At 72.7% G+C, this 20,287-nt stretch carries 22 protein-coding genes; 8 read left to right on the top strand and 14 right to left on the bottom strand.

Features of this window, described 5'->3' with window-relative positions; all coding sequences use genetic code 11:
* Positions 1 to 10: 10 nt before the first annotated feature.
* Positions 11 to 1,237: an S-adenosylmethionine:tRNA ribosyltransferase-isomerase gene (locus C0R66_RS03935; protein WP_241901560.1), complete on the bottom strand. Its 1,227-nt coding sequence runs from the start codon at positions 1,235 to 1,237 to the stop codon at positions 11 to 13.
* Positions 1,225 to 1,923, bottom strand: coding sequence for an SDR family NAD(P)-dependent oxidoreductase (locus tag C0R66_RS03930; RefSeq protein ID WP_101523605.1), 699 nt, complete (start codon positions 1,921 to 1,923; stop codon positions 1,225 to 1,227). Before C0R66_RS03930 ends, C0R66_RS03935 begins: the two co-directional genes overlap by 13 nt.
* Before the next feature lie 59 nt (positions 1,924 to 1,982).
* Here C0R66_RS03930 and soxR point away from each other — a divergent pair, with 59 nt between their 5' ends.
* Positions 1,983 to 2,462 carry a redox-sensitive transcriptional activator SoxR gene (gene soxR, locus C0R66_RS03925; protein ID WP_101523604.1) on the top strand — a complete coding sequence of 160 codons (480 nt, stop codon included), beginning with the start codon at positions 1,983 to 1,985 and terminating at the stop codon, positions 2,460 to 2,462.
* Positions 2,463 to 2,468: 6 nt separating this feature from the next.
* Here soxR and C0R66_RS03920 read toward each other — a convergent pair whose 3' ends face one another.
* The 5 genes from C0R66_RS03920 to C0R66_RS03900 form a co-directional block, all read right to left on the bottom strand.
* The gene (locus C0R66_RS03920; RefSeq protein ID WP_101523603.1) at positions 2,469 to 3,851 is read right to left on the bottom strand and encodes an FAD-dependent oxidoreductase; all 1,383 of its coding nucleotides are present in this window, start codon (positions 3,849 to 3,851) and stop codon (positions 2,469 to 2,471) included.
* The gene (locus C0R66_RS03915) at positions 3,848 to 5,986 is read right to left on the bottom strand and encodes a molybdopterin oxidoreductase family protein (protein ID WP_101526021.1); all 2,139 of its coding nucleotides are present in this window, start codon (positions 5,984 to 5,986) and stop codon (positions 3,848 to 3,850) included. Before C0R66_RS03915 ends, C0R66_RS03920 begins: the two co-directional genes overlap by 4 nt.
* Positions 5,987 to 5,989: 3 nt before the next feature.
* Positions 5,990 to 7,444, bottom strand: a complete 1,455-nt coding sequence (locus tag C0R66_RS03910; protein ID WP_101523602.1) for an MFS transporter — start codon at positions 7,442 to 7,444, stop codon at positions 5,990 to 5,992.
* Positions 7,445 to 7,670: 226 nt separating this feature from the next.
* Entirely contained in the window at positions 7,671 to 8,051 is a 381-nt protein-coding gene (locus C0R66_RS03905) for a hypothetical protein (protein WP_101523601.1), read from the bottom strand.
* Positions 8,048 to 8,923 (bottom strand): hypothetical protein, encoded by an 876-nt coding sequence (locus C0R66_RS03900; RefSeq protein ID WP_101523600.1) that lies wholly within the window; start codon positions 8,921 to 8,923, stop codon positions 8,048 to 8,050. The genes C0R66_RS03905 and C0R66_RS03900 overlap by 4 nt, the downstream gene beginning before the upstream one ends.
* Before the next feature lie 138 nt (positions 8,924 to 9,061).
* On the opposite strand from C0R66_RS03900, the gene C0R66_RS03895 reads away from it, so the two are divergent.
* Complete coding sequence (locus tag C0R66_RS03895) at positions 9,062 to 9,772, top strand: IspD/TarI family cytidylyltransferase (RefSeq protein WP_240311812.1); 711 nt, start codon at positions 9,062 to 9,064, stop codon at positions 9,770 to 9,772.
* A gap of 49 nt (positions 9,773 to 9,821) precedes the next feature.
* On the opposite strand, the gene C0R66_RS03890 is transcribed toward C0R66_RS03895, so the two are convergent.
* Together C0R66_RS03890 and C0R66_RS03885 are read right to left on the bottom strand one after the other, a co-directional pair.
* The gene (locus C0R66_RS03890; RefSeq protein WP_101523598.1) at positions 9,822 to 10,415 is read right to left on the bottom strand and encodes a 2-C-methyl-D-erythritol 4-phosphate cytidylyltransferase; all 594 of its coding nucleotides are present in this window, start codon (positions 10,413 to 10,415) and stop codon (positions 9,822 to 9,824) included.
* A gap of 110 nt (positions 10,416 to 10,525) precedes the next feature.
* Positions 10,526 to 11,011, bottom strand: coding sequence for a CarD family transcriptional regulator (locus C0R66_RS03885; RefSeq protein WP_101523597.1), 486 nt, complete (start codon positions 11,009 to 11,011; stop codon positions 10,526 to 10,528).
* A gap of 184 nt (positions 11,012 to 11,195) precedes the next feature.
* On the opposite strand from C0R66_RS03885, the gene C0R66_RS03880 reads away from it, so the two are divergent.
* Together C0R66_RS03880 and C0R66_RS03875 are read left to right on the top strand one after the other, a co-directional pair.
* Positions 11,196 to 11,717: a hypothetical protein gene (locus C0R66_RS03880; protein ID WP_101523596.1), complete on the top strand. Its 522-nt coding sequence runs from the start codon at positions 11,196 to 11,198 to the stop codon at positions 11,715 to 11,717.
* Positions 11,718 to 11,764: 47 nt separating this feature from the next.
* The gene (locus C0R66_RS03875) at positions 11,765 to 12,508 is read left to right on the top strand and encodes a phosphoglyceromutase (RefSeq protein WP_101523595.1); all 744 of its coding nucleotides are present in this window, start codon (positions 11,765 to 11,767) and stop codon (positions 12,506 to 12,508) included.
* Between the two features lie 19 nt (positions 12,509 to 12,527).
* Here C0R66_RS03875 and phoU read toward each other — a convergent pair whose 3' ends face one another.
* Complete coding sequence (phoU, locus tag C0R66_RS03870; protein ID WP_101523594.1) at positions 12,528 to 13,175, bottom strand: phosphate signaling complex protein PhoU; 648 nt, start codon at positions 13,173 to 13,175, stop codon at positions 12,528 to 12,530.
* 121 nt (positions 13,176 to 13,296) lie between these two features.
* Between phoU and C0R66_RS03865 the strand changes: the two genes are divergently transcribed.
* The 3 genes from C0R66_RS03865 to C0R66_RS03855 all read left to right on the top strand — a co-directional run bounded on the left by C0R66_RS03865 (position 13,297) and on the right by C0R66_RS03855 (position 16,212).
* The gene (locus tag C0R66_RS03865; protein WP_101523593.1) at positions 13,297 to 14,469 is read left to right on the top strand and encodes a sensor histidine kinase; all 1,173 of its coding nucleotides are present in this window, start codon (positions 13,297 to 13,299) and stop codon (positions 14,467 to 14,469) included.
* Positions 14,466 to 15,143 (top strand): response regulator transcription factor, encoded by a 678-nt coding sequence (locus C0R66_RS03860; RefSeq protein WP_101523592.1) that lies wholly within the window; start codon positions 14,466 to 14,468, stop codon positions 15,141 to 15,143. The genes C0R66_RS03865 and C0R66_RS03860 overlap by 4 nt, the downstream gene beginning before the upstream one ends.
* A gap of 262 nt (positions 15,144 to 15,405) precedes the next feature.
* Complete coding sequence (locus C0R66_RS03855; protein ID WP_241901559.1) at positions 15,406 to 16,212, top strand: DMT family transporter; 807 nt, start codon at positions 15,406 to 15,408, stop codon at positions 16,210 to 16,212.
* Here C0R66_RS03855 and C0R66_RS03850 read toward each other — a convergent pair.
* The 4 genes from C0R66_RS03850 to C0R66_RS03835 form a co-directional block, all read right to left on the bottom strand.
* On the bottom strand, positions 16,142 to 16,690 hold the full coding sequence (locus C0R66_RS03850; protein ID WP_241901558.1) for a type III secretion system chaperone family protein: 549 nt from the start codon (positions 16,688 to 16,690) through the stop codon (positions 16,142 to 16,144). The genes C0R66_RS03855 and C0R66_RS03850 overlap by 71 nt on opposite strands.
* A 44-nt stretch (positions 16,691 to 16,734) precedes the next feature.
* Positions 16,735 to 17,973: a D-inositol-3-phosphate glycosyltransferase gene (gene mshA / locus C0R66_RS03845; protein ID WP_241901557.1), complete on the bottom strand. Its 1,239-nt coding sequence runs from the start codon at positions 17,971 to 17,973 to the stop codon at positions 16,735 to 16,737.
* A 119-nt stretch (positions 17,974 to 18,092) separates the two neighbouring features.
* Positions 18,093 to 18,458: a hypothetical protein gene (locus C0R66_RS03840; RefSeq protein ID WP_114424310.1), complete on the bottom strand. Its 366-nt coding sequence runs from the start codon at positions 18,456 to 18,458 to the stop codon at positions 18,093 to 18,095.
* A gap of 73 nt (positions 18,459 to 18,531) precedes the next feature.
* The gene (locus C0R66_RS03835; protein ID WP_101523589.1) at positions 18,532 to 19,416 is read right to left on the bottom strand and encodes a ribonuclease HI family protein; all 885 of its coding nucleotides are present in this window, start codon (positions 19,414 to 19,416) and stop codon (positions 18,532 to 18,534) included.
* A 33-nt stretch (positions 19,417 to 19,449) separates the two neighbouring features.
* Between C0R66_RS03835 and C0R66_RS03830 the strand changes: the two genes are divergently transcribed.
* Positions 19,450 to 20,187, top strand: a complete 738-nt coding sequence (locus C0R66_RS03830) for an SDR family NAD(P)-dependent oxidoreductase (RefSeq protein WP_101526019.1) — start codon at positions 19,450 to 19,452, stop codon at positions 20,185 to 20,187.
* The last annotated feature ends 100 nt before the right edge of the window (positions 20,188 to 20,287 follow it).

Below are 20,287 nucleotides of genomic sequence, written 5' to 3'. Positions count from 1 at the left end.
TGTCCAAAACCTAGGTAGCCGATGTTGTCCCCGGGGTTACCTCATGTTTCGGGGAGGAAAACCCTGGCTCACGATCTCCCGGGCACGCTTCACCCCGGCGTAACCGCCCCCCACCGCTTGTAACGCGCTGTTTCATGGGGCTGGGGCGCGTCATGTGGGCCGGGGCGCGCGCCGGATCACCCGGGAAGCAGCAGCGCGGAGTCCCCGAACTCGTGCCACAGGTAGCCCCCGAGACCGCCCCGTCGTACGCCGCCTGGGCCAGCGCCCGCCCCGCCACCGCCTCCACCAGGAGCAGGTGGGAGGCCTGCGGGTCGTGCCACCCGGTCACCAGCCCGTCCACGACCCGGGGCGGGTCCGCCGGGCTGACCACGCGCTCGGTCCAGCCGCTGGTGGCCACCACGCGCTCACCCCCCGGGACGGCCTCGACCGCGGACTCCAGCGCCCGGGTCGCGGTGGTGCCGACCGCGACCACCCGGCGACCGGCGGCTCGGGCCGTGGCCACCGCCCGCGCCGTCTCCGGCGGCACCCGGAACCACTCGGGTCCCGGCGCCTCCCCGGCCTCCTGCGAGGAGAGCCCGGTGTGCAGGGTCACCCGGGCCAGGACCACGCCCGCCGCCTGCAGCCGGGCGACCAGACCTGGGGTGAACGGGCGGGCGGCCGACGCCATCTCCGCGCTGCCCGGGTGCCGGGCGAAGACCGTCTGGTAGGCCGAGAGCGGGTAGCGGGCGTCCAGGTAGCCGTAGGCGATCGGTCGTCCCCGGGTCGCGAGCTCGTCGTCCAGCCCGCCGGCGGCCTCGGCCTGCCAGAGCCGGTTGCCCGCGCCTGTCGGCGAGGACGGATCCCGCGGCCAGGGCGCGAGCAGTCTCAGGGCGGCGTCCCCGCACTGCACCCGGTCGCCGACGCGCCCGTCGAGGATCGGCCGCTCGGCGTACGGCGCGGTCCGCAGCTCCAGCACCCGGGAGCCGTCCTCGAGCCGCGCACCGAGGTGCACGACCACGGGGCGGCCGTCGAGCGTGCCGTCCAGCTCGCCCGGGACGGTCGCGGAGTCGTTGACCACGAGCACGTCACCAGGGTGCAGGTGCTGGTCCAGGTCTCGGAAGCGCGCGTGCCGCAGCCCGGCGCCGGTCCCCACGAGCAGCCGTACGTCGTCGCGACGCAGTCCCCGCCACTCGGCGGGCCTCGGCGCGAACTCCGCTGCCTCGAACGAGACCTGGGGCCTTTCGGTCAGCGCACCCACGGTCCCACCCCCGCCCGGTAGCGGCCGCTCTCGGGCCGCGCTTCGAGCAGGGCCAACAGGTGCGGCACCACGGTCTCGGGCAGCGGTCGGTCCGAGATGTCCTCGTCGGGGAAGGCGTCCTGGTGCATCTGGGTGCGCATGTCGCCGGGGTCCACGGCGTACGCCGTCAGGCCGGTCTCCGCCGCCCAGGTCAGCGTCGCGTGGTCCAGGGCCGCTTTGCTCGCGCCGTACAGGCCCCAGTTCTCGTAGTGCTGGACCGCGGCGTCGGAGCTGATCGAGAGCAGCACCCCGGCGCTGGCGCGCAGCGGCGCGAGCAGCTGGCCGGTGAGCACCAGCGGCGCCCCGAGGTTGGTGCGGAGCACGTGTTGCAGGTCATCGCCGGCGGTCCGGGCCAGCGGCCCCATCGGCAGCGGCCCGAGCGTGCTGGCGTTGTGCACCAACAGGTCCAGCCGCCCGAGCCCGGCCACCGCGGCGACCAGCTCCTGGCGGTGCTCGGCGTCGGTGACGTCACCGACCACGACGTGCACCTCGTCCGGAAGCCCTGCCTCCTTGAACCTCCTCTCGTCCCGCCCGTCGGTCACCACGTGCCAGCCGCGCCCGGCCAGCGCCCGGACCAGCGCCAGGCCCAGTCCGGCCGATCCTCCGGTGACAACGGCCACCCTGTCTGCTTGCCTCTGAGATGTCATGGGATGCAGTATTGAAGTTCAAGTTAACTTGACTTCAAGAGCTGTCCAAGGAGACCCGGATGGACCCGCGGGACCAGATGCTGATCGGTGACGTGGTGGCGCGCAGCGGCTTCGCCGCCTCGGCGCTGCGCTACTACGAGGACCAGGGGCTGGTCTTCTCCACCCGCTCCCCCGGCGGGCAGCGCCGCTACGAGCGCAGCGTGCTGCGGCGGCTGGCATTCATTCGCGCCGCCTCGAACGTGGGCCTCTCCCTGGAGGAGGTCCGCGACGAGCTCGCCCGGCTGCCCAGCAACCGCAACCCCACCAAGGCCGACTGGCAGCGGATCTCCCGGCACTGGCGAGGAAGGCTGGAGGAGCAGATCGCAGCCCTGGAGCGGCTGCGCGACGGGCTGGACTCCTGCATCGGCTGTGGCTGCCTGAGCCTGCGCCGGTGCGCCTTCTCCAACCCCGAGGACGTCGCCGCGCAGTCCGAGGAGAGCCCGGGGGCGGCGTACCTGCCTCGGGTGCTGCGCCGCCCCGGCCCCCGCGCCCGCTTGTAACGCGGGTCAGGCCGGCACCGCCTCCGCCAGCAGCCCCCGCACCACGCCCTCGCACCCGCCGCAGCCGGTGGTGGCCCGGGTGGCTGCCCGGACCTCGCCCAGGCCGGCGCAGGCCCGGATCGTCCCGGCGCTGACCCCCGCGCAGGCGCAGACCTCCACGTCGTCGGGCAGCGTCACCGGCACTGCGGGCGCCTGCGGCAGCAGCAGCGCGCCAGGCTCCGCCGGTCCCAGCACGGTACGTCGGTCGAAGAGCTGGGTGACCAGCCCGACGCACGACAGGTCCCCCACCAGGGTGGCCGCCTCGATCACGCCGCCGCGCACCACGAGCTTGCGGTAGGTCCCCTGGACCGGGTTGGTCATCTCCACCACGTCGCCCTCGGTGTGCTCCGGGTCCCCCAGCACCGCGACCTCCAGCCCGGTGGCGCGCAGTCGCGCCACGGTCCGCGACCCGTCGTACGCAGCGGCCGCGCCGCACAGGTGCTCGGCCAGCACCCGGGCCTGCTCCCACGCGGGCGCCACGAAGCCGGTCAGCCGGCCGCGGTGCTCGGCGCAGTCGCCCAGCGCGTGCACCCGGTCGTCGGTCACCGACTCCAGGTGCCGGCCCACCACGACGCCGCGGCGCACCATCAGCCCGGCGCGCCGGGCCAGCGCGGTGGAGGGGCGGCCGCCGGCGGTGAGCACCACCAGGTCGGCGGGGAGGTCGACGCCGTTGTCCAGGCGCAGGCCCTCCTCGGTCAGCCGCACCGCGCGGACCCCGGTGTAGACGTCGGTGCCGAGGCGGCGCAGGTCGCGGGCCAGCACCTTCCCGGCGGCCTCGCCCAGCTGCCCGGACAGCAGGTGCGTGGTGCCCTCCACGACCTCGCCCGCCACGCCGCGCACCGCGAGCGCCCGGGCCACCTGCAGGCCGAGCAGTCCCCCGCCCACCACCACCGCCCGACCGGGCAGGGAGCCGGACAGGGCCGCCAGCAGCCGGTCGCAGTCGGCCATCGAGCGGAAGGCGTGCACCGACTCGTGCAGCTGGCCGTCCACCCGGACCAGGCCGCGGATCGGCGGCAGCGTCGGGATGGACCCGGTGGCCAGCACCAGCCGGTCCCAGGGCAGCCGGCTGCCGTCGACCAGCACCACCTCACCGGCGCGGTCGAGCTCGGCGACCCGGGTGCCGAGCCGCAGGTCCACCCCGTGCTCGATGAACCAGTCGGGGCCGCGCAGCGTCAGGGTGTCCGGGCGGTGGCTGCCCTCCAGCACCGCGGAGAGCAGGATCCGGTTGTACGGCGGGTGCTCCTCGTCGCCGAGCACGGTGACGTGGCCGTCGTACCCGCCGGCGACGAGGCCCTCCACCAGCCGGGTCGCGGCCATCCCGGCGCCCACCACCACCAGCCGTTCGCTCATGCCGGCACCTCCACCGGTTCCACCCCGCTGGGGAGGACGGCAGGAGCCACCGCGACCCGCGCCGCGCAGGCCTTGAACTCCGGCATCCGAGACGCGGGGTCCAGGGCGTCGTTGGTGAGCCGGTTGACCCCGGCCCAGTGGAAGGGCACGAAGACGGTGTCGGGGCGGATCGCCTCGCTGACCCGTGCGGGCGCGACCATCGTCCCGCGCCTGGTGGTGACCTCGACGGGCTCTCCGTCGCAGGTCCCGAGCCGCATGGCGAGCAGCGGGTGCAGCTCGACGAAGGGTCCGGTGTCGGGGAGGTCCCGGATCCGCCGGGTCTGGGCGCCCGACTGGTACTGCGCGAGCACCCGGCCGGTGGTCAGGTGCACCGGATAGTCCTCGTCGGGGACCTCGGCCGGTCCGCGGTGCTCGACCACGTGGAAACGAGCCAGACCGTCGGGATGGCCGAACCGCTCGAGGAACATCCGCGGCGTCCCGGGATGCGGCGTCGGGCCGTCCGGGCAGGGCCAGAACACCCCCTGCTCGTCGCGGATCCGCTGCCAGGTGATGCCGGAGTAGTCAGCGGGCCCTCCCGCCGACGCTGCCCGGAGCTCGGTGAAGACCTCCTCGGGGTCGGTCGCGAGCTCGACCGGGCTGCCGAGGCGGGCCGCGAGGCCGGCCAGCACCTCCAGGTCGGTGCGGACCCCGGCCGGCGGGGTGACCGCCCGCTGGCGCAGGATCACCCGGCCCTCCAGGTTGGTCATGGTGCCGCTCTCCTCGGCCCACTGGGTCACCGGGAGCACCACGTCGGCCAGGGCCGCGGTCTCCGAGAGCACGATGTCGGCCACCACCAACAGGTCCAGGGCGGCCAGCCGCTCGGCCACCACCGCCGCGTTGGGCGCGGAGAGCACGATGTTGGAGCCGTGCACCAGCATCGCCTTCGGACCGTCCTCGGTGCCGAGCGCCATCAGCAGCTCGTAGGCGGAGCGGCCCTTGCCGGGCAGGGACTCCGGGTCCACCCCCCAGACGCCGGCCACGTGCGCCCGGGCGGCGGGGTCGGTGATCGAGCGGTAGCCGGGCAGCTGGTCGGCCTTCTGCCCGTGCTCGCGGCCACCCTGCCCGTTGCCCTGGCCGGTGAGGCAGCCGTAGCCGGCGTACTCCCGGCCGCACTGGCCCAGGGCCAGCGCCACGTTGATCCAGGCCAGCACCGTGTCCGAGCCGGTGCTGTGCTGCTCGGCCCCGCGTGCCGTCAGCACCATCACCCGAGCCCGCTCGCCCGGGTCGCCGGGACCACCGGCGCGCACCCGGGAGGCGAGCAGCGCGGCCAGCTCGCGCACCTGGTCGGCCCCCACCCCGGTGACCCGCTCGACCCGCTCCGGCCACCACGCGGCCACCGAGTCCCGGACGCCTGCGAACCCGGTGGTCCGGGAGGCGAGGTAGTCGGCGTCGACCGCGCCCGAGGCGACCAGCACGTGCAGCACGCCGAGCGCCAGGGCCAGGTCGGTGCCCGGCACGGGCTGCACGAAGAGGTCAGCGCGCTCCGCGGTCGGCGTACGACGGGGGTCGATGACCACGACCCGGCCGCCGCGCTCGCGCAGCCGGTCCAGGTGCCGGGCCGCGGGCGGCATGGTCTCGGCCAGGTTGGACCCCACCAGCACCAGCACGTCGGTGCGCTCCACGTCGGCCAGCGGGAACGGCAGCCCGCGGTCCAGGCCCAGCGCCCGGGTACCGGCCGAGGCGGCCGACGACATGCACCACCGCCCGTTGTAGTCGATCTGGCTGGTGCGGAGCACCGCGCGGGCGAACTTGCCCAGCTGGTAGGCCTTCTCGTTGGTCAGCCCACCGCCGCCGAACACGGCCACCGCGTCTGAGCCGTGGACGGCCTGCAGCGCACCGATCCGCGCCGCCACCAGGTCGAGCGCCTCGTCCCACCCGACGGCCCGGAACTCCCCGGTCGCCCGGTCCCGCAGCAGCGGGGTGGTGAGCCGCTCCCGGCTGCCGTGCAGGCCGGCGGCGCTCCAGCCCTTGCGGCACAGCTTGCCCTCGTTGACCTCGAACTCCTCCCAGGCCGAGACCTCCAGGCTGCGACGCCCCGTCAGCCGCATGCCGCACTGCAGCGAGCAGTAGGGGCAGTGCGTGGTCACCGACGTCATCACTCAGACGCTCGCGCTGGCCAGGCTGGTCACGCCCGAGCGGCGGCGCAGGAACACGCCGTAGGTGACGGCGGCGCAGGCGAGGTAGAACCCGGTGAAGACCACGAAGGCGCCCTTGGTCGCCGACATCGGGTCCTCGACCCACGGGGCCGAGAAGGCCAGCGGGATCAGGAAGCCGCCGATGGCCCCCACCGCACCGATCACGCCGATGGCGGCCGAGGACTGCTTGGTGGCCTCGTGCAGGGCGGCGGTCCGCTCCGCGGTGTGCGGGGTGGTCGCCTGCTCCGCGGCGATCCGGAAGATCGAGGGGATCATCTTGTACGTCGACCCGTTGCCGATGCCGGTGCAGGCGAAGATGCACAGGAAGAAGCCCAGGAACCAGCCGAACCAGGACTTGTTGTCCAGGGCGATGGCGGGGTCCGCGGTCGGGTTGGGGGTGAGCTGGGTCAGGGTCCACAGCACCGCCAGGGTGAACACCACGAGTCCCGCGAACGCCGCCAACGTCACCCGCGCCCCGCCGAGCCGGTCGGCGAGCCAGCCGCCGAAGGGGCGGGTGATCGAGCCGACGCCCGCGCCCAGGAAGGCGTAGTAGGCGAAGAAGATGCCGGTGCCCAGCGGCGCCGGCTCCGGCACCCAGAAGTTGATCTTGATGAGCAGCGGCATCGCCGCGGAGTAGCCGATGAAGGAGCCGAAGGTGCCGACGTAGAGGAACGACATCACCCAGGTCTGGCGGTTCTTCACCACCTGCAGCTGCTCGCGCGGCTTGGAGACCGCGGAGCTCAGGTTGTCCATCCACAGGAACGCGGCGAGCGCGGCGACCACGGCCAGCGCGGCGTACACGTAGGCGGCGCGCTCCAGGTTGACGCCGTCCTGGCTGGCCTTGACCAGTCCGAAGATCCCGGCGCCGCCCACGATCACCGGCAGCAGCAGCTGGATCAGGGCCACCCCGAGGTTGCCGCCGGCCGCGTTGAGGCCCAGCGCCGCGCCCTTCTTGGCCGAGGGGTAGAAGAAGTTGATGTTCGCCATCGAGGAGGCGAAGTTGCCGCCGCCGAAGCCGGCGGTCGCCGCGATCGCGCAGAACACCCAGTACGGCGTCTCCGGCCGCTGCACGAAGTGGGCGAAGAGCAGCGTCGGCACCAGCAGCAGCAGCGCGCTGACGATGGTCCAGTTGCGCCCGCCGAAGCGGGGCACGGCGAAGGTGTAGGGCAGCCGCAGCAGGGAGCCGACCAGGTTGGGCAGCGCCACCAGCAGGAACAGCTGCTGGGCGGTGAACTCGAAACCCTGGGCGAGCAGGAACGCCGAGGAGACGCTCCAGATCAGCCACACCGAGAACCCCAGGTGCTCGGCGAAGATCGACCAGATCAGGTTGCGTCGGGCGACCTGACGGCCGCCGTTCTCCCAGAAGTCGGGGTCCTCGGGGTGCCAGTCGTCGATCCAGCGGGCGCTGCGGTGGGTCATTGCATGGGTCGTAGCTTGGGTCGTCGCTTGGGTCGTCGCTTGGGTCGTCGCTTGGGTCGTCGCCATCGTGTCCTCCGGGTGACTCAGCCGTGATTGCTGAGCCAGCGTGCAACGTCGATGTTTCGCGCTGCCCCCTGGATGTTTCACGCGTGGGTCAACAGGTGCTCACGACCTCACACGGGCCGCACCCGGGCCGCACCCGGGCCTCGCCTGGAGGCTGCCGGGCTCAGGTGCAGGACCGCACCGCTGCGGTCAGCTCGGCGGTCAGCGGGGCGTCGGTGCTGAGCGCCTCCACCAGGGCGGCGGCCTGGGACTCGGTGATGGTGGCGAACTCGGGCAGCGACCGGTGCGCGTCGGCCAGCGCCCCCGGGTCGTCGTAGACGGTGTCCTGGGCGCGGCAGAGGTGACGGCTCATGGTCGCGACGAACTCGGCCCGCACCTGGCCGGTGGGCACCGGGGGCGACGACGTCGAGGTGGCCCCGGGCGACGACTCCTCGACCGCACGGTCGGCGCTCGGCTCGGTGCGCGGCTCGGGAGCGGTGCTGCACCCGGTCGCCAGCAGCGCCAGCGCGGCGACCGCAGCCAGGCGACGTACCACGCGGGTCACGGCAGGACCTTGACCCGCAACGAGCCGGTCCACCGGCCCGTGCTGCCCCAGGTGAGGGTGACGGGCACGGTGAACAGGCCGGGCTTGGCTGCCGCCAGCCGGACGCCGGAGGAGTCGGTGGACGCCACGGCGAGGTCGGCGTCCTTGGCCAGGCCGCTGGAGGCCCCGTCGCCGGGGTAGACCACCGACAGCCCCGCGGGCGGCGCCAGGGTGACCCGCACGTTGCTCATCCCCGGGGTGTTGCCCCGCCAGGAGAGGTCGACCCAGGTGGGGCTCCCGGCCCGCACGGTGACCTGCGGCGTCAGGGCGACCACCGGTGGTCCCAGGGTGTCCAGCAGCGGCACGTCGATGGTGAAGGTCCGGCTGCCGGTGACGCCCGAGCAGTCGGCACCTCGGACGTCCTTGCGCACCAGGTCGTCGAACTTGCGCAGGGTCAACGAGCTGGCCAGCCGGGTGTAGCGGACCTCGACGGCGACCTTCATCGGGCCCGAGCTGGGGGCCTTGACCCGGAAGGCGGTGAAGTCCAGGTTGCCCTCGGCCAGCGCGTCGTTGACGTAGAAGGAGGAGTACGACGCGGTGTTGGCGGGGTAGCCGACCTCGCCGGAGCTGGTCCGCGCGGTCGCCCGCACCTCGCAGACGTCGGTCTCGGTGCTCCACAGCAGGGAGACCCAGCCGGCCTGTCCGCGCACCATGGGCGGCAGCACCGGGCTCAGCAGGGCGACGTCGCCGGTGGCGTTGTTGCGGGTGTCGTCCCCGGGGTCCCAGTCGGTGACGGCGGCGAGCGCCGGACCGGCCGGGGCGGAGGTCACGGCGAGCGCGCCCAGCACCAGGGCGGCGACGGGCGCGACGAGGCAGACGCGGGTCAGGCGCACGTGGGTCCTCCCAGGCTCGGCACGAAATCGAGCGTAGGGCGGCCCGCTCTCCCCCGTGGCCGGATTCGCACAATGGGTCGCGCGGTGCACGCGACCCGCAGCCGACAGGGTTGCGGACCGGCTGCGTATCCTCTCGGCGTGCCCACCTCCGCAGTCGTGATCCTCGGCGCCGGCTCGGGGTCCCGGGTCGGCGCGACCGTGGACGGCGTCCCGGTCAACAAGGTGCTGCTGCACCTGGCCGGCATGCCGGTCCTGGCCCGCTCGGTGCGCACGGCGCTCACCGTCCCCGACGTACGCCGGGTGGTCGTCGTCGCCCGTCCCGGCGAGGAGCAGCTGGTGGCCGAGGCCCTCGCTCCGCACCTGCCGGTCGCCGGCGAGGTGGAGGTCGTGCTGGTCACCGGCGGCGCGACCCGGCATGCCTCGGAGTCGGCGGCGCTGCGCGCGGTGGCCCCCCTGGTCGAGGCGGGCGAGGTCGAGGTGGTCGCCATCCACGACGGCGCCCGGCCGCTGGCTCCCGGCGAGCTGTTCACCCGCACCATCGCCGCCGCCGCGGAGCACGGGGGCGCCCTGCCGGTGGTGCCCGCCGTCGGCCTGGTCGGCGCGGACGGCTCCGCGGTCGCGGCCGGGCTCGCCGGGGTGCAGACGCCCCAGGCCTTCCGCGCCGCGCCGCTGCTGGCGGCGTACGCCCAGGCCGACGCGGACGGGTTCGAGGGCACGGACACGGCGAGCTCGCTGGAGCGCTACCAGCCCGGGCTCCGGGTGGTCGCGGTCCTGTCCACCTCGCTGAACCTCAAGGTGACCCATCCCGAGGACGTCGCCCTGGCCGAGGCCCTGCTGCCGAGGGCCTGAGGGCGCCAGGCACCGGCCACCGCCCAAACCGCGCACATGCGCCGCAGCGTCAGCGCACCCGCGGCCGATCGGCGGTGAGCGCCTCCAGCACCGCCACGTCGTCGGCGGAGGCGACCCGGCGCGCCTCGGGCGGGGCCTCGAGGAAGGTCACCTCGTGCTCCGCGGCCAGGCTGGAGACCGCGCGGGCGAAGTCGGGGTCCGGCGGGCCGGGCAGACTGGCGACGACCTGCGCGGGCAGCACGATCGGCGAGCAGACGACGCGCAGCGCCTCGCGATCCACGGTGGTCCCCACCACCGAGTCCTCGACGTGCTTGACGGTGTCGGTGACGGGCCGCGCCCCCACCACCACGGCGCCGGTGGCGAGCGCCTCGGAGACGCAGGTGGCGATGAACGAGGCCGGCGTCATCGGGCAGAGCGGGTCGTGCAGCACCAGCGGCGCCTCGTTGAGCTGGATCGACTCCCAGTCCAGGTCGGCGTCGACGAGCCGGACGTCGGCGTCGCCCAGGGCCCAGGCGGCGCACGCCACCAGCGCCTCGCCGTGGATGAGGGCGAAGGGCAGCGACCCGCGGCCCTGCTCGAGGACCAGTCCCAGGGCCTGGGGGTCGTCGTAGGGGTCACGCACGTCGTAGGGATCTTGGGTCATGGTGCTCCCACCGTATGCGGCACGTGGCGACCGCCCGGTGGGGGTCCAGACGCAACGAGCCCCGACGACGCGTAGTCGTCGGGGCTCGCCGCAGCAGGAGGGTGCTGCCTCTAGGAAGCCAGCACCTCGTCGAGGATGGCCTCAGCCTTGTCCTCGTTGGTGTGCTCGGCCAGGGCCAGCTCGGAGACCAGGATCTGGCGAGCCTTCGCCAGCATCCGCTTCTCGCCGGCCGACAGGCCACGGTCACGCTCACGGCGCCACAGGTCGCGGACGACCTCCGACACCTTCATCACGTCGCCGCTGTGCAGCTTCTCCAGGTTAGCCTTGTAGCGGCGCGACCAGTTGGTCGGCTCCTCGACGTGCGCGGCACGAAGCACGTCGAACACGCGGTCCAGCCCAGCCTTGTCCACCACGTCGCGGACACCGACCAGGTCTAGGTTGCAGGCAGGAACGCGCACGACGAGGTCCTGCTGTGCCACAATCCGCAGGACCAGGTACTCGCGGGCCTCGCCCTTGATCGTCCGCATCTCGATGTCCTCGATGATTGCGGCCCCATGGTTCGGGTAGACGACCGTTTCGCCAACGGTGAAAGTCATTCAGTTCCCCTTTCCGGGCCACCAGTCTAACACGTTTCTTAGACGGTCCCGCCAGCGTTTGCGCAGGTCAGAGGCCATATCCAGGCTTGACAGAACGTGTGTTCGTGTGGTCGCACGGCTTGGCGGGATCCGTCAAACCAGGCCCCGCGCGAGCCTGGGCTCGCCCGGCGCTAGGCTGTCAGCCATGCAGATGCCCCACCGTCGCGGGACCGCGCTCGTTTCGCTGGCCCTCATTCTCGCCCCCGTGCTGAGCTCCTGTGGCTTCGATCACGCCACCGACCGCGACTACACCCCCGGGGTGGGCGCCAACCACCGCAGCGGCGAGGTCGACGTCCTCGGCGGAGTGATCGTGACCGCCGAAGGCGGCGAGGGCGTGCTGATCGCCGGGCTGTCCAACAACTCCACCCAGGACGAGGTCACCCTCGACGAGGTCCTCGGTGACGAGCCCGGCTTCACGGTCGAGGGTCTCGAGCCGGTCGTGCTGCCGCCCAAGGGGTTCGCCAACCTCGCCAAGTCCGAGACCCCGATCATCATCTCGGGCGACTTCGCACCCGGCGACTTCGTGGAGGTGACCTTCTCCTTCTCCAACGGCGAGCAGGCCACGGTCAACATCCCCTCCCGTCTCAACTGCGGCGACTACGCCGACGTGCCGGGCGTGCCCGCCGGCGACCCGACCTGCACGGTCGAGTCCCCCGAGTCCCACTGATCCGCGCCCGGGGCGGCGACGCCCCCTGCACTGAGCGAGGCTGACGAATGACCTACACCCTGGTCCTGCTGCGTCACGGCGAGAGCGACTGGAACGCCAAGAACCTGTTCACCGGCTGGGTCGACGTGGCCCTGACGGACAAGGGCCGCGCCGAGGCTGTCCGGGGCGGTGAGCTGCTCGTCGAGTCCGGCGTACTGCCCGACGTGGTGCACACCTCGCTGCAGCGCCGCGCCATCAACACCGCCTGCCTGGCTCTCGACGCCGCGGACCGTCACTGGATCCCGGTCAAGCGGTCCTGGCGCCTCAACGAGCGGCACTACGGAGCACTGCAGGGCAAGGACAAGAAGCAGACGCTCGCGGAGTACGGCGAGGAGCAGTTCATGCTCTGGCGCCGGAGCTTCGACACCCCGCCGCCGCCGCTGGACGACGCCGACCCCTACTCCCAGTCCGGCGACCCGCGGTACGCCGACCTCGGTGAGGAGCTCCCCCGCACCGAGTGCCTCAAGGACGTCATCGCCCGGTTCCTGCCCTACTGGGACGGCGAGATCGTGCCGGACCTGAAGGCCGGACGCACCGTCCTGGTCGCCGCGCACGGCAACAGCCTGCGCGCCCTGATCAAGCACCTGGACCAGATCAGCGACGAGGACATCGCCGGGCTCAACGTGCCCACCGGCATGCCGCTGGTATACGAGCTGGACGAGGACCTGCGCCCGATCACCCCCGGCGGCCGCTACCTCGACCCGCAGGCAGCCGCGGCCGCCGCGGCCGCGGTCGCCAACCAGGGTCGCTGACCCCGCTCCTTCGGACGGGTCAGCCGAGCACCGGCTGGCCGGTCACCACGAACACCACGCGGGTCCCCACCGACACCGCGTGGTCGGCGATGCGCTCGTAGTAGCGCCCCAGCAGTGCCAGGTCCACCGCGGCCCCGACACCGTAGGCCCAGTCGTCGGAGAGCAGCATGGCGAAGCTGGTACGACGCAGCAGGTCCATCTCCTCGTCGTCGCGGGCCAGCGCGTGGGCCGCCTCGACGTCCCGCTCGGCGATGATCTGCACGACCTGCCCGACCATGTCCGCGGCCACCTCGGCCATCCGGTTGACCGTGGGCCGCACCTGCTCCGGGACGGCGATCTGGGGAGCCCGCAAGCGCGCGATCTTGGCCACGTGCACCGACAGGTCGCCCATCCGCTCCAGCTCGGTGACCATCCGCAGCGCCGCCACCACCAGGCGCAGGTCGCCGGCCACCGGCGCCTGCAGGGAGAGCAGCGCGAAGGCCTTGTCCTCCACCCGCTCCCGACCCAGGTCGATCTCCCGGTCCGCGGCGATCACGCGCTCCGCAAGCACCGCGTCGCCTCCGAGCAGGGCGGCCGTGGCGTCCTGGACGGCCACCTGCACCTTGCTGCTGAGGTCGACGAGATCGTCGAAAACGGAGTCGAGCTCGTCATGGAAGGCTTCGCGCATGCCCACACGCTAGGCAGCGCAGGTGAGGGCGGAGACGACGCGGCGTGAACGCCGGGTGAACAGTGGGGATCGGCGCCGCCGCCCCGGGTCCGCGGTCCGGGAGTGGTCGTACGATCACGGTGTGGACCCGACGACCCAGGCCGTGCTGGCCGCAGTGCTGGGCTGCGCCGTCGGCATCGTGGGCGTCCTGGCCTGGCACCTGAGCGAGCACCAGCGGCGCCAGGAGTCGACCCCGGTCGAGCCGCTGCTGCCCGCCGGCGTCGCGGCGGTCCTGTCGGTGCTGCGCAGCAGCGCGGTCGTGCTGGACGAGCACGACAAGGTCCTCAAGGCCTCCGCCCCGGCGTACGCCGTGGGGCTGGTCCGGGGCCAGGAGCTGCTCGTCGACGAGCTGGCCACCATGGTCCGGCAGGTACGCCGGGACGGGCAGATCCGCGAGACCGAGCTGACCCTGACCCGGGAGCTGACCGCCCCGCGGACGCTAACCGCCCGGGTCGCCCCGCTGGGCTCCCGGCTGGTGCTGGCCCTGGTCGAGGACCGCACCCGGGAGCGCCGGGTCGAGGCGGTGCGCCGGGACTTCGTGGCCAACGTCAGCCACGAGCTCAAGACCCCCGTGGGCGCCATCCGGTTGCTGGCCGAGGCCGTGGACGAGGCCTCCGACGACCCCGAGGCGGTACGCCGCTTCGCCCGCCGGATGAGCGTGGAGAGCGACCGGCTCACCCAGCTGGTCCAGCAGGTCATCGAGCTGTCCCGGCTGCAGTCGGCCGACCCGGTGAACGAGGACGTGCAGGTCGACGTGGACGAGGTGGTCGCCGTCGCGGTGGACACCAGCATCACCGACGCCACCGCCCGCGAGATCAGCCTGGTGACCCGCGGCGAGACCGGCCTGGCGGTGCACGGCGACCACGGCCAGATCACCGCGGCCGTCACCAACCTGGTCGCCAACGCGGTGGCCTACTCCGGCGCGGGCTCCTCGGTGGTGCTCACCGTGGCCGGCGACGAGCGCACCGTCGAGATCTCGGTGATCGACCACGGCATCGGCATCCCGCCCGCCGAGCTGGACCGGATCTTCGAGCGCTTCTACCGGGTCGACCCCGCCCGGCACCGCTCCACCGGCGGCACCGGCCTGGGGCTCTCCATCGTCAAGCACGTCGCCGCCACGCACGGTGGCGACGTCAAGGTCTGGTCCGTCGAGGGCCAGGGCTCCACGTTCACCCTCACCCTGCCCCGGGCCCTGCCCGCGGAGCCGCGACCCCTCCCGTCCGACGACGGGTTCGACCAGGAAGGCATCCGATGACCCGTGTGCTCGTCGTCGAGGACGAAGAGAGCTACTCCGACGCCCTGGCCTACATGCTCCGCAAGGAGGGCTACGAGGTCGAGATCGCCGCCACCGGGACCGAGGCGCTCACCGCCTTCGCGCGGCGCGGTGCCGACATCGTGCTGCTCGACCTGATGCTGCCCGGTGTCCCGGGCACCGAGGTGTGCCGCCAGATCCGCGCCACCTCCACGGTGCCGGTGATCATGGTCTCGGCCAAGGACGACGAGATCGACAAGGTGGTGGGCCTGGAGCTGGGTGCCGACGACTACGTCACCAAGCCCTACTCCCCGCGCGAGCTGGTGGCGCGGATCCGCGCCGTGCTCCGGCGCGGCCACGACGTGGACGCCTCGCCGGACACCCTGGAGGCCGGCCCGGTGCGGATGGACGTGGAGCGTCACGTGGTCACCGTCGACGGGACCGAGCAGCGGCTCCCCCTCAAGGAGTTCGAGCTGCTGGAGATGTTCCTGCGCAACTCCGGCCGGGTGCTCACCCGGGGCCAGCTGATCGACCGGGTCTGGGGCTCGGACTACGTGGGCGACACCAAGACCCTCGACGTTCACGTCAAGCGCCTGCGGGCGAAGCTGGAGCCCGATCCCTCGGAGCCCAAGTACCTGGTGACCGTGCGGGGGCTGGGCTACAAGCTCGACCTGTGACCCGCTCTCACCAGTGGTGGACGGCGTCGGACGCCGTGGCGGAAATCCGCGCGCGCACTGTCGGTGGTGACGCCTAGGGTTCGACCATGACCACCCAGGCACCGGCAGGTACGACGGCCCCCGCGGCCGCAGGGGCGGGCCTGCACCGCTGGCTCCCGCTGGCCGCGGTCGCGTTCACCCTGGTCTCCTGGGCCTCGGCCTTCGTCGCCATCCGGCACCTGGGAGGCACCGTCCCCCGGGCGCGCTCAGTCTCGGCCGGCTGGTGGTCGCGGTGGCGGTGCTGGCGGTGCTGGTCCGCGCCCAGGACCGGTTCCGCGGCCGGTTCCGGGTGCCGGGCCGGCGGGAGTGGCCGCTGGTGGTGCTGGGCGGGGTCTCCTGGATCACGGTCTACAACCTCGCGCTGAACGAGGCCGAGCGACGCATCGACGCGGGCACAGCGGCGTTGCTGGTGCAGCTCGGCCCGATCCTGGTCGCGCTGCTCGCCGTCGTGGTGTTCCGGGACCGTCTCACCCCGTGGCTGGTGGTCGGTCTGGCAGTGGGCTTCGGCGGGGTGGTGCTCATCGGGCGGGCCACCTCCGAGGGCGGGGACGGCGACCTGGTCGGCGTCCTGCTCGGGGTGGTGGCGGCCGTGGGCTTCGCGGTCGGGGTGGTGACCCAGAAGAAGCTGCTCGGCGGCGGGATGACGGCCCTGGACATGACGTTCTGGTACTACGTGGTGGGGATGGTCGGCTGCCTGCCCTGGTCCGGACAGCTGGTGGACGTCGTGCGTCGGGCCAGCGCCGCGGACCTGTGGTGGATCACCTACCTGGGGGTCGTGCCCAGCGCCATCGCGTTCACCACCTGGGCCTACGCGCTCTCCCGGGCCGACGCGGGTAAGTTCGCCATGACCACGTTCCTGGTGCCGTTCCTCACCGCCCTGATGGCGTGGCTGCTGCTCTCGGAGGTGCCGCCGCCGCTGGCCTTCGTGGGCGGCGTGCTGTGCATCGGCGGAGTGCTGCTCAGTCGGCGGGCGGGGCCGCTGCGGCCGGCGCGGCGGACTCCTTCTCCCCCGCCTCCAGCCAGCCCCTGAAGGCCTCGAGGTTGGCGGTGGACTCGCCCCGCGAGCGGCGCCACTCCCACTCCTTGCGGATGGAGGAGGCGAAGCCGAGCTCGAGGATCGCGTTGAACGACTCGTCGGCGTTGGCCAGCACCGAACCCAGCAGCCGGTCGAGCTCGTCGGCGGTCACCGAGGCCAGCGGCAGCCGGGCGTCGAGGTAGATGTCGCCGGAGGTGTCCACGGCGAACGAGACGGCGTACATCCGCAGGTTGCGCTCCAGCAGCCAGCGGTAGACCCGCGCGTGGTTCTCGTCCGGGTTGCGGCACACGAAGGCGTGCACGCCGAGGGCGTGCGCACCCACGTCGAGGCGGACCGGGGTCTGGAGCTTCTTCTCCCCCGGCAGGTTGAACGAGAAGACGCCGGGGGCCACCTCGTCGACGTCGATCTCGATGGCGGCCAGGTGGTCGCGGATCACCTGCGCCGCGGTGCTGCCGTCCACGTTCCCGCTCACGTTCCCGCTCACGTTCCCGCTCACGTCCCCGCTCACGTCCCCGCTCACACTGCCACGTCCATCCTCATCAGCGACCGGGCCCGGTCGTAGGTCTCCAGGGTGAGCTGGGCGGTGCGCTCCCAGGCGAACATCCGGGCCTGCGCGGACGCACCGGCCGAGAGCCGAGCCCGCAGAGCGGGGTCGCAGATCACCCGGCGCAGCGCGGCTGCCCAGTCCCGGGGGTCGTGCCCGTCGACCAGCAGCCCGCTGACGCCGTCGTCCACCACCGTGGTCAGGCCGCCGACGGCGGCCGCCACCACCGGCGTACCGGCGGCCTGCGCCTCGACGGCGACCAGGCCGAACGACTCGTTGTGCGACGGTACGGCGACCAGCGTGGAGGCGGCGTACCAGGTGGCGAGCCGGCTCTGGTCCACCGGCGGCACGAAGCGCACCACGTCGTCGAGGCCGAGGTCGCTGGAGAGCTGGGCCAGGGACTCGGGGTGCTCCAGTCCGGAGCCGGACGGCCCGCCGACGATCGGGACCACCAGGCGGCTGCGCAGCTCGGGGTCCTCCTCCAGGAGCACCGCCACCGCGCGCAGCAGCACGTCGGGCGCCTTGAGCGGCTGGATGCGTCCGGCGAAGAGCAGCACGTGCGCGTCCAGGGGCAGACCCAGCTCGCGGCGCGCGGCCGCCGGCTGGTTCCGGCCGAACACCGACAGGTCCACGCCGGGGTGGATGACCTCCACGCGGCCGGGCTCGGCGCCGTACAGGTCGACCAGCTGCCTGGCCTCGAGCTCGGTGTTGGCGATCAGCATGTCCGCGGCAGCGACGACCTGCTCCTCGCCGATTAGCCGTCCCGACGGCTCGGGGGCGTCGCCCGCGGCCAGCGCGGCGTTCTTCACCTTCGCCATGGTGTGCATGGAGTGCACCAGCGGCACCCCCCAGCGGTCCCGGGCCAGGGCACCCACCTGGCCGGAGAGCCAGTAGTGGGAGTGCACGACGTCGTAGTGCCCGATCGGGTGCAGCGTCTCGGTGCGCAGCACCTCGCGGGCGAAGGTGCACAGCTGGGCGGGCAGCTCGCCCTTGGTCAGTCCCTCGAAGGGGCCGGAGGCGACGTGCCGCACCAGCACGCCGTCGGCGGCCTCGACCACCGCGGGGAGGGTGGAGGAGGTGGCCCGGGTGAAGATGTCCACCGCCGCGCCCTGGCGCGCCAGGCGCTTGGCGACCTCGAGCACGTAGACGTTCATGCCGCCCGCGTCACCGGTCCCGGGCTGGTCCAACGGGGATGTGTGCAGGCTGATCATCGCCACACGGTCCACAGCCAGCCCTCTCGTCACGGAAAAACTACCGGGGGCACAACCGGGCGCAGACATGGAAGATTCCCCACCCGAGGATCGGGCAGGGAATCCAGGGTCGCGCACCGTCAGGCGTTGACCTGCGAGCGGTCGTCGACCCGCGGCTTGCCCTTGACCACCAGGACGGCGCCGACCAGCACCCAGGCGATGCCGAGGATCCCGTGGAAGAGCAAGTCATCGTCGAGCTCGGCGCGGACGACTTCGTAGATGGCCCAGAACAGGGCGGGGCAGGCGAACCCGACGACCACGTCGAGCCACAGCGCCTGGCCCTTGACCAGGGTCAGCCCCACGCAGACCAGGCCCAGGAGCACCAGGCCCAACCCGGCGTACCGCATGATGTCTGCCGATCCGGACTCAGGGTCCAGGAGCCATCGTGCGATCCACACGATCCCGCCGAGCACGCCCAGGGCGCCACCCAGTTGACGTACGGTCATCGAATTTCCATTCCGTAGTAGCAAACCGAACAGGTGTGCCACAGGCACAGGTCCTGCGGTCTGGGCCACCACATTAGCCGGGTTCGGGCGTTCCGTGGTGAAACCGCTGAACCCAGCCGGAACTGGTGCGCAACCACCAAGAGCTCCTGATCGCGGAGCCTCTGGCGCTGCTGCTGCGCCACACCAGCAGCAGCAGGTCCGGGGCCACCTCCTCCACCGACACCACGTCCAGGGAGGTCTCGGGCAGGGGACCGATCTCGGCGAGCACCTCCTCGCGGGACCAGATCCGACCCGACTGTCCCACCTCCTGCCACTGGGGGTGCAGGAGCGCGGCGACGGCGGCCGGGTCGCTGCGCACCTCGTCGGTGAGCAGGGAGCGCTCCAGGGCGACGACCTCCTCCTCAGGGGCGAGCACGTGGTCAGGCTCGAAGACCGAGAACAGGTCCGGCTCGACGTCGACCTGCCCGGGCACCGCCGCCGGGTGGGCGGTGGAGGCGTCGGCGTAACCGGGACCCGGAGCCGGCGGCGTACCGCCCTTCCACGCCAGGGAGGCCGCGTTGGCCAACCGGTCCGCGTGCTCGTTGAGCACGTGCCCGGCGTGTCCCTTGACCCACTCGAAGGTCACCTTGCGTCCGGCCATGGCCTCGTCGAGCGCCTTCATCAGCTCGATGTTCATCACCGGCTTGCCGTCGCCCTTCTTCCACCCCCGGCGCTTCCAGCCCGGCATCCACTTGGTGATGGAGTTGATGACGTAGGTGCTGTCGCAGATGACGTGCAGCTCCTCGTCCAGGTGCGCGGTCTGCTGGAGCAGGTCGAGCACCGCCATCAGCTCGCCCATGTTGTTGGTGCCCACAGGCCAGCCCCCACACGCCCAGTGCGCCTCGTCGACGTACCAGCCCCAGCCCGCGGGTCCAGGGTTCCCGAGGGCCGAGCCGTCTGCGGCAGCGATGATCGTCACGCACCGGATCCTGCCAGAATGACCGTCATGACAATTCAGCGCACGGCAGTCGTCACCGGGGCCAGCAGCGGGATCGGCGCCGCCACCGCGCGGGCGCTGGCCGCCCAGGGCTTCCACGTCATCTGCGCGGCGCGCAGGTTCGAGCAGCTCACCGTCCTGGCCGAGGAGATCGGCGGCACCGCGGTGGCCTGCGACGTCACCTCCGCGGAGTCGGTGGCCGGGCTGGCCAAGGCGGTCGGACCGCAGCTGGAGGTCCTGGTCAACAACGCCGGCGGCGCTTTCGGGCTGGACCCGGTCGACGCGGCCGACCCCGACCAGTGGCAGCGGATGTACGACGTCAACGTGCTCGGCGTGCTGCGTGTGACCCAGGCCCTGCTGCCCGCGCTGCGCGCCTCCGGCGACGCGGTCATCGTCAACGTCGGCTCGACCGCGGGCCGCGTCGCCTACGAGGGCGGCGCCGGCTACACCGCCGCCAAGCACGGGCTGAAGGTGCTCACCGAGACGCTGCGCCTGGAGCTCAACGGCGAGCCCATCCGGATCAGCGAGGTGGCACCCGGCATGGTCGCCACCGAGGAGTTCTCGCTGGTCCGCTTCGACGGTGACGCCTCCCGCGCCGCGGCGGTGTACGACGGCGTACCCGACCCCCTGGTCGCCGACGACGTCGCCGACGCCATCGCCTGGATCGCGACCCGCCCCTCGCACGTCAACATCGACGAGCTGGTGATCAAGCCGCGGGCGCAGGCGGCCCAGCACAAGGTGCACCGGGTGTGACTCGGTTTCACCGGTTCCCCGGCGAAACTCGCACTTCTGCGGGGTTGCAACTGCACCGAGGTGCTGGGTTCACCGGGGAGCCGGTGAACCTGCAAGACTG

It is taken from the genome of Nocardioides houyundeii (assembly GCF_002865585.1).
Taxonomy (GTDB): Bacteria; Actinomycetota; Actinomycetes; order Propionibacteriales; family Nocardioidaceae; genus Nocardioides; species Nocardioides houyundeii.
Note: the sequence above shows the minus strand (reverse complement) of the source record. Positions and strands in the feature narration are given on the sequence as shown.

Bases quoted from the DNA above. Each gene is read 5' to 3' on its own strand.
- C0R66_RS03880 (WP_101523596.1), top strand. From the start codon at position 11,196: ATGCAGATGCCCCACCGTCGCGGGACCGCGCTCGTTTCGCTGGCCCTC.
- C0R66_RS03840 (WP_114424310.1), bottom strand. From the start codon at position 18,458: ATGACCGTACGTCAACTGGGTGGCGCCCTGGGCGTGCTCGGCGGGATC.
- C0R66_RS03915 (WP_101526021.1), bottom strand. From the start codon at position 5,986: ATGACGTCGGTGACCACGCACTGCCCCTACTGCTCGCTGCAGTGCGGC.
- soxR (WP_101523604.1), top strand. From the start codon at position 1,983: ATGGACCCGCGGGACCAGATGCTGATCGGTGACGTGGTGGCGCGCAGC.
- C0R66_RS03890 (WP_101523598.1), bottom strand. From the start codon at position 10,415: ATGACCCAAGATCCCTACGACGTGCGTGACCCCTACGACGACCCCCAG.
- mshA (WP_241901557.1), bottom strand. From the start codon at position 17,973: ATGATCAGCCTGCACACATCCCCGTTGGACCAGCCCGGGACCGGTGAC.
- C0R66_RS03910 (WP_101523602.1), bottom strand. From the start codon at position 7,444: ATGACCCACCGCAGCGCCCGCTGGATCGACGACTGGCACCCCGAGGAC.
- C0R66_RS03860 (WP_101523592.1), top strand. From the start codon at position 14,466: ATGACCCGTGTGCTCGTCGTCGAGGACGAAGAGAGCTACTCCGACGCC.
- phoU (WP_101523594.1), bottom strand. From the start codon at position 13,175: ATGCGCGAAGCCTTCCATGACGAGCTCGACTCCGTTTTCGACGATCTC.
- C0R66_RS03930 (WP_101523605.1), bottom strand. From the start codon at position 1,923: ATGACATCTCAGAGGCAAGCAGACAGGGTGGCCGTTGTCACCGGAGGA.
- C0R66_RS03875 (WP_101523595.1), top strand. From the start codon at position 11,765: ATGACCTACACCCTGGTCCTGCTGCGTCACGGCGAGAGCGACTGGAAC.
- C0R66_RS03920 (WP_101523603.1), bottom strand. From the start codon at position 3,851: ATGAGCGAACGGCTGGTGGTGGTGGGCGCCGGGATGGCCGCGACCCGG.
- C0R66_RS03885 (WP_101523597.1), bottom strand. From the start codon at position 11,011: ATGACTTTCACCGTTGGCGAAACGGTCGTCTACCCGAACCATGGGGCC.